The organism is Paraburkholderia sp. RL17-337-BIB-A (assembly GCF_046025895.1).
GTDB classification, from domain to species: domain Bacteria; phylum Pseudomonadota; class Gammaproteobacteria; order Burkholderiales; family Burkholderiaceae; genus Paraburkholderia; species Paraburkholderia fungorum_C.
In genome coordinates this window covers 2668106-2681127 of the sequence record NZ_JARESY010000002.1, presented here as the reverse complement: position 1 = coordinate 2681127, position 13022 = coordinate 2668106, and the positions used below count along the sequence as shown (strand labels likewise).

The window sequence follows — 13022 nt, the reverse complement described above, 5'->3', positions numbered from 1 at the left end:
CAACGACACAGCCGGCCAGAAAACGAAAAAACGAGGCGTTTCGTATAATGCAAACACAAGAGGATGCGTATGAAATTGCTGATCGTTGAAGATGAACATAAGGTGGTGGACTACCTGCGCTCCGGTTTGACCGAGCAGGGTTGGGTCGTCGACGTCGCGCTCGACGGTGAGGAAGGCATGCATCTGGCCACCGAATTCGATTACGACGTAATCGTCCTCGACGTCATGCTGCCCAAACGCGACGGCTTTAGCGTGCTGAAGGCGCTGCGCATGCGCAAGTCCACACCGGTCATCATGCTGACCGCGCGCGATCACGTGAACGACCGGGTGCGCGGTCTGCGCGAAGGCGCCGACGACTACCTCACCAAACCCTTTTCCTTTCTCGAACTGGTCGAGCGGCTGCACGCACTGGCGCGCCGCACGCGTTCGCAGGAGTCGACGCTGATTTCCGTGGGCGATCTGTTCGTCGATCTGATCGGCCGGCGCGCTACTCGCGACGGCGTACGCCTCGATCTGACCGCCAAGGAATTCCAGTTGCTGAGCGTGCTGGCGCGCCGGCAAGGCGACATTCTCTCGAAGACCGCCATTACCGAACTCGTGTGGGACGTCAATTTCGACAGCCATACGAACGTGGTCGAAACCGCCATCAAACGATTGCGCGCCAAGCTCGACGGCCCGTTTTCCTCGAAGCTGCTGCACACCGTACGCGGAATGGGCTACGTGCTCGAAGTCCGCGAAGAGGCAGAGCAAACATGAACCGCTCGATCGCGCGCCGCCTGGCATCGATGTTCGCGCTGGTGGCGCTGTTCGTGTTCACACTGATCGGCACTGGGCTGTTTCTGGTGTTGCGTACCCAGCTGGAACACCACCTGCGCGAATCGCTCGACGATCGCGCCCAGATCGCGCGCATCATCGTCTATCACGCGGTGACGCCGGAAAAGTGGCGCATGGCCCGCGAAAAGCTCACCGACATGACGCCGCACGACGGCAACACCGTGTATTCGATATCGAGCGCCGATCCATATTTCCACTATGGCAATCCTGTCGACGGTACGGTGGTGAAGAGCTGGCCCGGTGGCTACACGCGCGTGACGCCGCCGGGCGGCGCTGAGGACATGCTCACCTCCACGGTGACGATACCGGCTTACGCCAATCGCCCGCCCGTGCAGTTGCAGGTGGCCGCGAGCTATTCGCCGAACGTCCGCACGATGCGCGTGTTCGGCTCGGCGCTTGCGGCGCTGTCGGCGTTGGGCAGTCTCGCCGTGCTGCTGCTCAGTTACTCGGTCACGCGGCTCGGTCTCGCACCGTTGACGCGCCTGACGAAAGATGCCTCCGCCGTGAGCCCGAATAACCGCTCGCAACGTCTGAATACCGCCTCGCTGCCGCTCGAATTGAACGATCTGGCCAACTCGTTCAACGGCGCGCTCGAGCGTCTGGACGGCGCATACGGCCGCCTTGAGTCGTTCAACGCGGACGTGGCTCATGAACTGCGTACGCCGGTGACGATTCTGATCGGCCAGACCGAAGTGGCGTTGACGCGCAACCGCTCAGTCGACAATTTGCGCCAGACGCTGCAGTCGAATCTCGAAGAGTTCGAACGCATGCGTGCGATCATCAACGACATGCTGTTCCTCGCCCGCGCCGATCAGGGCGAGCGCGCGACGGGACTGATCGAATTGTCGCTGGCGGCCGAAGTCGCGCATACGCTCGAGTTTCTGGAGATTCCGCTGGAAGAAGCGCGGGTGTCTGCGCAGGTGCGCGGCGATGCGGTGGCGCGTGTGAACCGCTCGTTGTTCGGTCGCGCCTGCGCGAATCTGTTGATGAACGCGATCCAGCACTGCGAGCCGGGCGCGGAAATTACCGTGACGATCACGCATGACGCGGATCAGTTGCGAGTGGCGGTGGCCAATCCCGGCGCACCGATCGAGCCGGCGGTGCTCGAACATCTGTTCGTCCGGTTCTATCGCGCGGAAGAGTCGCGCACCAATAGCCGCGAAAACCACGGGCTGGGGCTCGCGATCGTGAAGGCGATTGCGGAGATGCATCGCGGCACGGTGTCGGTGGAAAGCGCGAACGGCGTCAACACGTTTGCGTTTTCTGTTGCCGCGTTGCGCGTACCAGGCGACAGCCCGGCGGCGGCGCGTTCGAGTGCCAACGTGACCGCCCAGGCAGGCGATTACTCGTCGCTGGTAAAGGGCAAATCAGCCTGAACCGGCAGACGCTGCTTCACCGGCTGCGCATTGGCCGGCGTCAACGCGCTTACGCGCACGCCCAGGAGCCGCAGCTTGCGGTTCAATTCCACCCGTCTGAGACATTCGGTTGCAGCGCGCCGTATCTCGGTGGCATCGGCGGTCGGTTCGTCCAGCGTCAGGTCGCGCGTGACCGTGCGGAAGTCGTCGTAGCGCAGCTTGATGCCCACCGTGCGGCCCACGTAGCCCTTGCGAACCAGATCTTCCGCGACCCGCACGCATAAGCCCGTAAACGAACTCGACAGGGCCGGGCGATCGTGACGCGGATGCAGATCGCGCTCGAAGGTCGTCTCGCGGCTCATCGACTTGGGCTCCGATTCGACCACGACCGGCCGCTCGTCGTAGCCTTGCGCGACTTGCATGAGCCACGCCGAGTAGCTGCGCCCGAAGTGATCCTGCAACAACCCCGCATCCGCCGCCGCCAGATCGCCGACCGTGGCGAGACCGAGCGCGGTGAGCTTTTCCGCGGCCTTCGGGCCGATCCCGTTGACCTTGCGCACCGGCAACGGCCACACGCGCAACGGCACGTCCGACGGGGTCAGGATCGTGAGGCCGTCGGGTTTGTCGAGTTCGGAACCGATCTTCGCCAGCAGCTTGTTCGGCGCCACGCAAATGGAGCAGGTGAGGCCGGTTGCCTGATTGACGGCCTGCTTGATGCGCGCGGCGATCTCGGCCGGCTCGCCAGGCAACTCGGTAAGGTCGATATAGATTTCGTCGATGCCGCGGTCTTCGATCCGCTCCGTGAAGGTGGCGACCGCCGCTTTGAACAGGCGCGAGTAATGGCGATACGACTCGAAATCGGTAGGCAGCAGAATCGCGTCGGGCGCGAGCATGGCCGCTTTCATCATGCCCATGGCGGAGAACACGCCAAGCGCGCGGGCTTCGTAGGTGGAGGTGGTCACTACGCCGCGGCCCGCGTAATCGCGCAGCTTCGCAAAACGGCGGCTGCCGTCTTCAAGCGTTTGCGGCACGCCATTGCGGCCGCCACCGATCACCACCGCCTTGCCGCGCAGTTCGGGATAGCGCAAAAGCTCGACGGACGCGTAGAACGCGTCCATGTCCAGATGCGCGATGCGGCGGCTTGCAGAACTCATGGATGGCGGAAACGGGTGACGGCGCGGGCTGCGGCATGATTTCCATGCGCGCGGCCGTTGCCCTGTCTGATGGCTTGAGTAGGGGGCCGCCGACACGCAATGGCTGGGCGACACGCCAGACCTCAAACCGTAATGTTACCTTGCTCCGCCGGGCAAGGCGTCGTGGCTGAGCGTGTCACGAGCGGGCCACGCTCATCCGTGCGCCGGCATGGCGCCCGGCCGAATGCGCTTCGCCTGGCTCATGCGTGCGCCTGAGGTCACCCGCAAGCCGGCTTCGCCTTCTTGCATGCGTCAGCAAGCTGAGGCGGCGGGTCTTTCTTGAACACTGTCTGATAAGACTCGAGCACGTTCGACTGAACCACCGGCAAAGAGGTTGTGCGCGGGGCGAGCCTGGTTTGAATCTCGGTTTGAGTCTCGAACACGCGGCAAACCTCGTACCAGCAATAAAAAAGCCTTTAACCCGGTGGGCTAAAGGCTTGTTACTGACGCGAGCGTTCTCAGGCGAGCGCTCGACGCGCGTTGCGCGGCAGCAAGCTATTACTGCTTGATGCCTTCAGCCTGGATATGCAGCGTGGTCTGCATCTTGAAGCCATAGGTCTTGCCGAAGTCGACGCCGAAATCGTCGCGATTGAACGTCGCGGTCGATTCGGTGCCGCACACTTCGCGCTTGAGCATCGGGTTCACGAAGCACTTGAACGATTCGATCTTCAGATTGACCGGCTTGGTGATGCCATGCATGGTCAGCGTGCCGATCACTTCCACGGGCTTGTCGCCGTCGAAGCGGATCTGCGTGCCCTTGTACGTTGCGCTCGGGTACTTGGCAGCGTCGAAGAACTTGTCCGTGACCAGTTCCGCGTCGAGCTTGTCGTTGCCGATATCCACTGAGCTCATATCGATCGTCACGTCCACCGTGCCGGTTTTTGCGGCGCGGTCCAGCACCACCGTGCCACTGCTCTTCTTGAACTTGCCGCGCCAGATCGACACGCCGCCGAAGTGGTCGGTTTCGAAGCTCGGATAAGTGTGCGTCGGGTCGAGTTGATACGTATCGGCGGCCATTGCGTTGAACGACATGGCGGCGGCCAGCGCGCCGGCGGCGAGCAAAAGTTGTTTCTTCAAGTTCTTCTCCTGGTTTCAGAAAGTGTTGTGACGCTTCGGTGTGTCCAGTTACTTCTTCGAAGCGACGATATGAAATTTGATGACGACCTCGTCGGCGACCACCGACGTGTCTTTCCATTCGCCCGTCCCGACGTCGAACTGTGAGCGTTTGATCGGCAATGCGCCGTCGAAGATTTGCGTATTGCCCTGGCTGGCGATGGTGACCGGCACCACGACGGTCTGCGATTTGCCTTTGATGGTGAGCTTGCCGGTGATCTTGTACTGATTGCCACCGGCCGGCGCGATCGCGCTCGAGACGAAGGTTGCGGCCGGATAGGTCGCGCTATCGAACCATTCCTTGCCTTGGGCCTGTTTGTTGTAGTCGTCCGCGCCGAGGTCGTAGCTGCCGGTGTCGATCGACACGTTGGCACTGCCGGCCGCCGGCCTGGCCGGATCGAAATTCAACTGCGCCGAGAACTTCCTGAATTTGCCGTCCACGGGCACGTTCATCTGCTTCGTCGTGGCAATGACGCTGCTTTTGCTCGTGTCGACATCGGCGTGCGCAAGACTTGCGCTAAACAAGGAGAAGGCGGCGACGCCGGCCAGAATGGAGTGGTAAAAGTTTGATTTCATGGTGGTATGCATCCTATCGAACCCACGCGTGCGGATTGCACACCGCTGGGAATTTGATTGCCAACAAGCCGTAGCCAATCGTGTTTTACGCGTGTGTTATTTGAGGAATGGAATCATCCGCGCGAGTAATCCGTCGCGATCGACGAATTGATGCTTGAGCGCCGCGAGGACATGCATGGCAACGAGCGCCAGCAGCGTGTAGTTGAGCAAAACGTGGACCGTGCGCAGGCTTGCCTTGAGCGCCTGGTCCGGCCCGATGAAGGTAGGTAGCGGCACGATGCCGAGGTACACCACCTGAATGCCCGCGGCCGAGCTATAGAAGTAACCCGACAGCGGAATCGCCAGCATCAGAACGTACAGCACGCCATGCACGAGATGGGCCGCCGCTTTCTGCCAGGCGGGTGTCGCGCTATCGAGCGCCGGCGCACGGTGAGTGGCGCGCCACAGCACGCGCGCCACGGCCAGCACAAAGACCGTCACGCCGATCCATTTGTGCCACGAGAAGTACTTCAGCTTGGTGGGCGTGAAGCCGGGGATATCGGTCATGATCCAGCCGAGATAGAACCCGCAGAGGATCAGCAATGCGATTAGCCAATGCAGGGCGATCGCGGGGCCGCTGTAATGCTCGATGTCTGAACGTCGGGGTTTCATAGACTCATGCTCATTGGTCGTGGTGCTTGCCGCATGCAGCATCTCGCGTGTAGATGCGGATAGTAGGGATACCGATGAAAATTGACTAGGCGAGGATAATCGAACAGATCGTTCCAGCCGTGACGCTAATGTGGATGGAATAAAAGCGCCTGAGGCCGGCGATCCCATTGACTTCATTAACCTGGTGGATGCGCAGTCGATCACGCCCACGATAATGGGCGGGATTGCATTGCCGCAATCAACCGGGTGCGGTAGCCGGGCAGGCAAGGCGGTATCGCGCGGCACACAATTTGCGTCCCGACTGCCTGCGGCATGCCGGTCATGGGTTATGCTGCGCCCAATCCCGCGTTCGCGCGCAATCAGAATCCAGGACTTACTTGGTGAATTCCGTCTTCCTCTCGTGGGGTATTGCCATTGCCGCCACGGCTGGCGTCATCACCCGCCCGTTCAAATGGCCCGAGGCCGTGTGGGCCGTTGCAGGCGCGCTATTACTCGTGTCGCTGGGCCTGCTTCCCGTCGATCAGGCAATCGAGGCAGTCGGCAAAGGCACGGATGTCTATCTGTTTCTGTTCGGGATGATGGTGCTATCGGAAGTCGGGCGCCGCGAAGGCCTGTTCGACTGGGTCGCCGTATTCGCGGTCAATCACGCCAAAGGCTCACCGGGAAAGCTCTTTTTGCTGGTCTATCTGGTCGGCGTCGTGATCACCGCCTTCCTTTCCAATGACGCCACCGCAGTCGTGCTTACGCCGGCCGTTTTTGCCGCCGCCAAAAAAGCGAAGACGCATCCGCTGCCCTTGCTGTTCGTCTGCGCGTTCATCGCGAATGCCGCGAGCTTCGTGCTGCCGATCTCGAATCCGGCCAACATCGTGTTGTACGGCAATCACACGCCCGCGCTCGGCGCGTGGCTGATGCGCTTCACGCTGCCTTCGCTGCTGTCGATCGTGGCGACCTATGTGCTGTTGCGCTGGACCCAGCGCGAAGCGCTCGCCGGCACCTGCGAGTCCGATCTTGAGCCGCTCGAATTGTCGTCGAGCGGGCGCGTCGCGCTCGCGGGCATTGCGGTGACGGCCGTGGTGTTGCTAACGGTCTCCGCCTTCGATGTCCCGCTCGGCTTGCCTACCGCGATACTCGGTGCGCTGAGCGCCGCGGTCGTGCTGATCCAGGAGCGCAAATCGCCGCTGCCGATGATCCAGGAAATATCGTGGAGTGTATTGCCGCTCGTCGCCGCGTTGTTCGTGCTGGTCGAAATGCTCGATCACACCGGCGTCATCAAGACGCTCGTCGAACTTGTGCAACGCGCGACGCAGCACAGTGAACTCGCCACATCTGGCTGGGCCGGCGCCATGATCGCGATCGGCAGCAATCTGATGAACAATCTGCCGGCGGGTCTGATCGCCAGTTCGACCGTGATTCAGGCGCATAGTCCTGAGCGTGTGATCGATGCGCTCCTGATCGGCGTCGACCTCGGGCCGAATCTGTCGATTACCGGCTCGCTCGCAACGATCCTTTGGCTCAACGCGATTCGCCGCGAGGGCGAAGACGTCAGCTTCATGAAGTTTCTGAAAGTAGGGGCGGTGGTCATGCTGCCGGCCCTCGCGCTGGCGCTTGCCGCGCGGATTTTGATCGGTTGAGCGGATGGCTTCGCCATCCCGACCTGCGTCATGACTGGGTGCCGGTCGAACGCATGGGCGGCTCGGACGCCACTTTTTGCGCGGACTGTTCGAGCGAGCGCAATGCGGCTTCGAGCCGTGCGAGGCGTGCCCGTTGCGTTGGCATCAGTGAGGTGTTCGGGAGCTTGTGCAGACGATTGCGCCAATACGACAGCGGAATGCGATCGTTGATCGAAATTTGCCCGAATACCAGCTCGAGATGGGCAATTTCTTTGTCTATATCTTGATAGCTCATCTGACATTCCAGAAGAAAAGATGGATCGGCAATGAAACAGTGCAAGCGGAATGCCGCCAGTTGGACAGATATGTCTGACTAATGGACGCGCCCCATGGTGATGCAGAATCCAGCAAGCGCCGTACCGGCCCTCCGCGATGTTAATCTAACGCATAGCTTTCAAGCCACATTCATTTGTCTGACGTGTGGCCTCGTGCACTCATGGTGGCCTGTCGAGGAGACCAGTCTTCCACCTGGTTTAATTCCCGCAATATCTCGTGGAACCCTAAATAAAGTGAGCCCATTGCGCGTTGCGTACAGCGGCGACTAATTTCGGAGGGTACCGGCACGAGAGCGCACGTGACCGCCTTGCCGACGCCACCAAAAACCAATGACATATGGCGAAATGATTCTGAAATTGCCTTCCGCCAGCACTTGCCCAAGAATTCGGCCTGTCATCGAACGGATCGCGGCGGTTTTGCAGGCGACGCACGATGGCTCAATCGAAGGAGTCAGTCATGAAGAAGTTGATCGCCGTTGTGCTGCTGTGCTGCGCATCCACCGTCGCGTTCGCTCAAACAGCCGCACCACAAGGCGGCAATCCCCAGCGCATGGAACGCATGGCGCAACAATTACAAACGCGCTTTGCGAATGCCAACAGCACGCACGACGGCAAGCTCACGCGGGAACAGGCGGCCGCCGGGATGCCGATGGTCGCCAAGCATTTTGACGAGATCGATACGCAAAAAGCGGGCTACATCACGTTGCCGCAGATCGCGGCATTCATGCAGGAACGCGGGGCAGCGCACTGAGTAGCGCGGACATCGGCGGGATCGTAAGTTCTTTGACGTCCCAACGCGCGATGAAACCTGCCCCGTTGCAGCGCCAGGCCGAACGGCATTTGTCGCGGCATGCACCGCCCGACGCTTAAACCGAGGAGCTTTCGTATGGATCGCCCCGCCAAAATCATCGTGCTCGACGACGAAGCCGAACTGCGCAACATGCTGCAGCGTTTCCTGCGCAGCCATGGATTCGAGGTGCGGATCGCGGAGGACGGCAAGCGGCTCGACCGTTATCTGGAGCGTGAGCCGTTCGATCTGCTGGTGCTCGATCTGATGATCGGCGAGGAGGACGGCCTCGAAATCTGCGCCCGCTTGCGTGCCCAAGGGCAGACGCTGCCGATCCTGATGCTGACCGCGAAGGGCGATCCGCTCGACAAGGTGGCCGGTCTCGAAACCGGCGCTGACGATTACCTCGCCAAACCGTTCCTGCCGCGTGAACTGGTGGCGCGGATCAATGCGCTGCTGCGTCGCCAGAAGATCGCCTCGGGCGATGTCACCGTGACCTCGCAGAGCGTGCGCTTCGGCGATTTCAGTCTGGACGTCGGCAAGCAGCAGTTGTCGCGTGCCGGAGAATTGCTGGAGCTTCATTCGGCGCAGATGCTGTTGCTGGTCGCGCTGGCTTCGTCGCCGAACCGGCCTGTGAGCCGGGACAATCTGCTGGCGCGCGCCCGCGGCCGCGAGCACGATGCGCTCGATCGCAGCATCGACGTGCAGGTGCTGCGGCTCAGGCAGATCGTCGAGGACGACCCGTCGAAGCCGCGCTTCATCAAGACCGTGTGGGGCGTCGGCTACATGCTGATCGCGGATGTCGACTCATGACGCGCCCGCTGCTGCAAAGGGCGCTGCCGAAAACGCTGTTGGCGCGCAATATCGCTCTGCTGATCGTGCTGGTGATGCTGAGCCAGATATGCTCGCTCGGCGTGCTGCTGCACTATGTCCAGCGGCCTCGAGTCGAACGTGCGGCCACGGTGTTCGCCACCTACGTGACGACGCTCGACAGCCTGCTTCAAGCCACCCCGGCGGATGCGCGCGCCGGTTTGATCACACGTCTCAACGGACGCGCGGAACTGCCTCGCGAGGCCACCATCGAACCGCCACGCAGTGTGTTACGCGCCTATCGCAGCTATCAGCGCAACGTGTTTTTCGACAGCCTGCGCGCGCATCTGCCTGCCGACATGCCCGCGCGCTGGCAGTTTGAAGGCGGTCAACGCTTGTGGATTCGCATGCACGCGCCGGCCGATGCACCGCACACGCCGTACTGGATCGCACTGCCGATTCCCGAGGACGCGCAAGGCGCCGGGCTCGACGCGGCGATCCTGTTGTCGCTCGGTTTGGGCGCCCTGGCGGCGCTGACCGGCTACGTGATCCAGCGCCACCTCAACCAGCCGCTTCAGCAGTTGACGCGGGCGGCGCGCCGTGTGAGCGCCGGCGAAACGCCCGCGCCGTTGCCGACCGACGGCCCTGCCGAGATCGCCGCCGTGAGCCGTGTTTTCAATCAGATGACGCAGGCGTTACAGCAAGCGGAGGCGACGCGCGCGCTGATGCTGGCGGGCATCTCGCACGACATTCGCACGCCGCTGACCAAATTGCGCCTCTCGATGGCCATGGCGATGCCGGATGGCAGCGACAGCAGCTTTGTGGTCGCCGCCGAGTCATACCTGGATCAGATCGAGACGATCTTGCAGCAGTTCATGGACTACGCGGGCAGCGGCGAGCGTGAGGCAGCGGAGCCTGGCGATCTGAATGCCTTGATCGAACGGCTTACCGGCGATTTCGCGGGACTCGGCCATGAATTCGCGCTTTCGCTCGCTGTATTGCCCGCGATTGCGTATCGGCCGATCAGCATGATGCGGCTCCTGATGAACCTGATGCAGAACGCGATCGTGTACGGCGGCGCGGGGCTCGCTGTACGCAGCTGGGCCACGAGAGAAGCCGTGTATGTCGCGGTCGGCGATCGCGGTAAAGGGCTTTCCGCAGAGGAGTTGGAGCAACTGAAAGCGCCGTTTCAGCGCGGCCGCAATGCCCGCGCGCATAGCGGCGGAACCGGGCTGGGGCTGGCGATTGTCGAACGGATCACGCGGCTGCACGGCGGCAGTCTGCAGTTTCATGCGCGCGAAGGCGGCGGCCTCGAGGTGTGGGTGGTGTTGCCGCTCATTTCCGTTCCAGCCACGCATCCAGCCCCACGCGGAACGCCACGCCCGCGATAACCGGCACGGTCAGCATGAGAATGATGCCGAAGTTGGGAATCTGGTCGCCGTACGTGATCGGACCGTAGAGAACGACCGTCGCAACGATCGCGAACACCACGACGCCGACCGCAACCATCATAAGATTGCGCGCCACAATGGACAGATCCTTACGCTTTGCCTGGCCCGGCTTGGCGCTGGCAGTGGGGACTTCGTCGTGTTGGGCGGGCATGATAGTTCTCGTGACTGGAAGAAGTGCCGCGCAACGCGGCTGCAAATGCTACTTCAAACGCAATGACAACAAGCGTTACCAAGCGCGCGGCGGCGAATCGCACGCCGACTCGTGCACGACCGGCATCATACCCGGGGTGGTTCGTGCCGCACACATCAAGCTGCGCCGACCAGCAACCCCGCGGCGACGATCGCCAGCACCAGGGCGGTGATCGCGCTGAACCGGTAGTCGCGTTGATGCAGGAACATCCCTAACATCAATATAAGCCGCATTATCGGCAACAGGATGAAAAGCGCGATGCCAGCGGTCACGATATGCATGCCTGTCGGCGTTGAAAGCCATTCGGGGTGAGTCCGCGGGCCGGGCAGTGCGTTTTTAAAATGGCTTAGCAGGCCAATCGCAAGGCCGCTCGCAATCGTGATCGTTGCGACCCATGTGCCGTGGTGCAGGAGCCGCGCAAGCCAGCGTTCGAGCTGCGCGCCGGCCGACGCGATGCGGCTCATGCTGACGCTCCGGCAAGGTGAATGCCGAATGCCTCGAGCAGCATTTGCACGGCGAGCAGGACGAGCACCACGACGAAGAGCACGCGCAGCCTGTCATTCGAGACGCGCATGAGGATGCGCGCCCCGAGCACCGCGCCGACGACCGATCCCAATGCCACTGGCCCGGCGATGGCGGTCACGATCTCACCACGCAGGAAGTACGCGCCGGCGCTGGCCGCCGCCGTCACGCCGATCATGAAATTGGACGTGGCCGACGAGACCTTGATCGGCAAGCGCAGCGCCGTATCCATCGCCGGAATCTTGAGCACGCCGCTGCCGATGCCGAGCAGCGCCGAAATCAATCCTGCTCCATACATCAGGGACAAGGCCAAGGGTACGCGTTGCACGCGATAGTCGACCTCGCGGCCGAGCGCGCGATCCGGATAACTCGAATTCAGACGCAACGCCGTGCCCCACGAATACGCGCTGGCTGCGTCGGCGCCGTGGCCGGCGATCGGATCGGCGCGCCGCGCGAGCATTTGCCGGGCGGACAGCAACAGAATGGCCGCGAAAATGAAAAACAGTGCGGGCACCGGAATGAGTCCGCTCAGCAGCACGCCGGACAGTGCGCCGAGCGTGGTGGCGGTTTCCAGAACCACGGCGAGGCGAACGTTGGTCAAGCGCCCGCGCAGGAACGGCGCCGCGCCGCCGCACGAACAGGCGATCACCGAAACGATGCTGGCGCCGATCGCCAGGTGAATATCCAGGTGACCGAACATGGTCAGGATGGGCACGATAAAAATGCCGCTTGCCATGCCTAGCATGCCGCCCAGCATGCTTGCGCCGAGCGACACCGCGAACAGCCATAGCGTGTAATGCAGGCCCACTGCAGCCGCCGCGCCGGTCATTGGGCGGCCGGCTTGCGCCGGGCGAGACGGGTGACGAACTGGATCTGATCGCCGCGGTAGTAGAGCTTTTCATAGTCGACCGGACGGGTGTCGTTGCAATACGACGTGCGCTCGATCAGGAAGATCGGGCTGCCCGCGTCGATCTCGAGGGCTTGCGCAACGGCTTCGTTCGCGGCGATTGCCTCGAGCCGGTATTCGGCTTCGACGAGCGGAATGCCGTACTTCTCTTCGAGCAGGGTAAAGATCGGTTCCGCCTCCAGATCGTTTTCGATGATCTTTTCGCCGATGTCTTTCGGCAGCCAGGTTTCGTCGAACGAAAGCGGTGTGCCGTCGGCGATGCGCACGCGCTGAATGTGGACGACCGGCGTGCCCGGTTCGAGCGCGAGCTTGCCGGCGACGGCGTCGCTGGCGTTTTCGATCTGCCGCACTAGCAGCCGGGCGGTGGGATGCCGGCCGTGCGCACGCATGTCCTCGACGAAGCCGCTCAGTTCGGTGAGCGGCTGAGTGAGGCGCGGCTGGGTGACAAAGGTGCCTTTGCCGCGGCGGATTTCGATCAATCCGCGCGCAATCAGGTTCTGCACCGTTTTTTGCAAGGTGGTGCGGCTGATGCCGTAGCTTGCCAGCAGGCTCGCTTCATTCGGCAACTGCGTGCCGGGCGGATACGTGCCGTCCGCGATCCTTGCCGCGAGTACCGCTTCGACTTGCGCGTAGAGGGGGAGTTGGCTGCTGCGGTCGGTGGTCATGGAAGACATCATGACGTCATGAT

The 13022-nt window shown here is 62.1% G+C and carries 15 protein-coding genes; 6 read left to right on the top strand and 9 right to left on the bottom strand.

The window, feature by feature from the left end; translation table 11 throughout:
- The first annotated feature begins 69 nt into the window (after positions 1 to 69).
- Positions 70 to 756 carry a heavy metal response regulator transcription factor gene (locus P0D84_RS32700; protein ID WP_153141202.1) on the top strand — a complete coding sequence of 229 codons (687 nt, stop codon included), beginning with the start codon at positions 70 to 72 and terminating at the stop codon, positions 754 to 756.
- Positions 753 to 2210 carry a heavy metal sensor histidine kinase gene (locus tag P0D84_RS32695; RefSeq protein WP_408343522.1) on the top strand — a complete coding sequence of 486 codons (1458 nt, stop codon included), beginning with the start codon at positions 753 to 755 and terminating at the stop codon, positions 2208 to 2210. Before P0D84_RS32700 ends, P0D84_RS32695 begins: the two co-directional genes overlap by 4 nt.
- Here P0D84_RS32695 and dinB read toward each other — a convergent pair.
- The 4 genes from dinB to P0D84_RS32675 form a co-directional block, all read right to left on the bottom strand.
- The gene (gene dinB, locus P0D84_RS32690) at positions 2177 to 3343 is read right to left on the bottom strand and encodes a DNA polymerase IV (RefSeq protein ID WP_408343519.1); all 1167 of its coding nucleotides are present in this window, start codon (positions 3341 to 3343) and stop codon (positions 2177 to 2179) included. The genes P0D84_RS32695 and dinB overlap by 34 nt on opposite strands.
- Before the next feature lie 537 nt (positions 3344 to 3880).
- Complete coding sequence (locus tag P0D84_RS32685; RefSeq protein WP_408343517.1) at positions 3881 to 4459, bottom strand: YceI family protein; 579 nt, start codon at positions 4457 to 4459, stop codon at positions 3881 to 3883.
- 48 nt (positions 4460 to 4507) lie between these two features.
- Positions 4508 to 5071: a YceI family protein gene (locus tag P0D84_RS32680; protein WP_408343515.1), complete on the bottom strand. Its 564-nt coding sequence runs from the start codon at positions 5069 to 5071 to the stop codon at positions 4508 to 4510.
- Positions 5072 to 5167: 96 nt separating this feature from the next.
- Positions 5168 to 5722, bottom strand: coding sequence for a cytochrome b (locus P0D84_RS32675; RefSeq protein ID WP_408343513.1), 555 nt, complete (start codon positions 5720 to 5722; stop codon positions 5168 to 5170).
- A 380-nt stretch (positions 5723 to 6102) separates the two neighbouring features.
- On the opposite strand from P0D84_RS32675, the gene P0D84_RS32670 reads away from it, so the two are divergent.
- Entirely contained in the window at positions 6103 to 7353 is a 1251-nt protein-coding gene (locus P0D84_RS32670) for an arsenic transporter (RefSeq protein WP_408343511.1), read from the top strand.
- A 28-nt stretch (positions 7354 to 7381) separates the two neighbouring features.
- On the opposite strand, the gene P0D84_RS32665 is transcribed toward P0D84_RS32670, so the two are convergent.
- On the bottom strand, positions 7382 to 7627 hold the full coding sequence (locus P0D84_RS32665) for a hypothetical protein (RefSeq protein ID WP_408343509.1): 246 nt from the start codon (positions 7625 to 7627) through the stop codon (positions 7382 to 7384).
- Positions 7628 to 8124: 497 nt separating this feature from the next.
- Here P0D84_RS32665 and P0D84_RS32660 point away from each other — a divergent pair, with 497 nt between their 5' ends.
- From P0D84_RS32660 to P0D84_RS32650, 3 genes are all read left to right on the top strand, one after another.
- Positions 8125 to 8418, top strand: coding sequence for an EF-hand domain-containing protein (locus tag P0D84_RS32660; RefSeq protein ID WP_408343507.1), 294 nt, complete (start codon positions 8125 to 8127; stop codon positions 8416 to 8418).
- A gap of 135 nt (positions 8419 to 8553) precedes the next feature.
- Entirely contained in the window at positions 8554 to 9267 is a 714-nt protein-coding gene (locus P0D84_RS32655; protein ID WP_408343505.1) for a response regulator, read from the top strand.
- Complete coding sequence (locus P0D84_RS32650; RefSeq protein ID WP_408343503.1) at positions 9264 to 10655, top strand: ATP-binding protein; 1392 nt, start codon at positions 9264 to 9266, stop codon at positions 10653 to 10655. The genes P0D84_RS32655 and P0D84_RS32650 overlap by 4 nt, the downstream gene beginning before the upstream one ends.
- On the opposite strand, the gene P0D84_RS32645 is transcribed toward P0D84_RS32650, so the two are convergent.
- From P0D84_RS32645 to P0D84_RS32630, 4 genes are all read right to left on the bottom strand, one after another.
- Positions 10600 to 10866, bottom strand: a complete 267-nt coding sequence (locus tag P0D84_RS32645) for a hypothetical protein (RefSeq protein WP_408343501.1) — start codon at positions 10864 to 10866, stop codon at positions 10600 to 10602. The genes P0D84_RS32650 and P0D84_RS32645 overlap by 56 nt on opposite strands.
- Before the next feature lie 155 nt (positions 10867 to 11021).
- Positions 11022 to 11369 carry a DUF1634 domain-containing protein gene (locus P0D84_RS32640; protein ID WP_408343499.1) on the bottom strand — a complete coding sequence of 116 codons (348 nt, stop codon included), beginning with the start codon at positions 11367 to 11369 and terminating at the stop codon, positions 11022 to 11024.
- On the bottom strand, positions 11366 to 12256 hold the full coding sequence (locus P0D84_RS32635; RefSeq protein WP_408343497.1) for a sulfite exporter TauE/SafE family protein: 891 nt from the start codon (positions 12254 to 12256) through the stop codon (positions 11366 to 11368). Before P0D84_RS32635 ends, P0D84_RS32640 begins: the two co-directional genes overlap by 4 nt.
- The gene (locus P0D84_RS32630) at positions 12253 to 12999 is read right to left on the bottom strand and encodes a GntR family transcriptional regulator (protein ID WP_408343495.1); all 747 of its coding nucleotides are present in this window, start codon (positions 12997 to 12999) and stop codon (positions 12253 to 12255) included. The genes P0D84_RS32635 and P0D84_RS32630 overlap by 4 nt, the downstream gene beginning before the upstream one ends.
- Positions 13000 to 13022 lie beyond the last annotated feature (23 nt).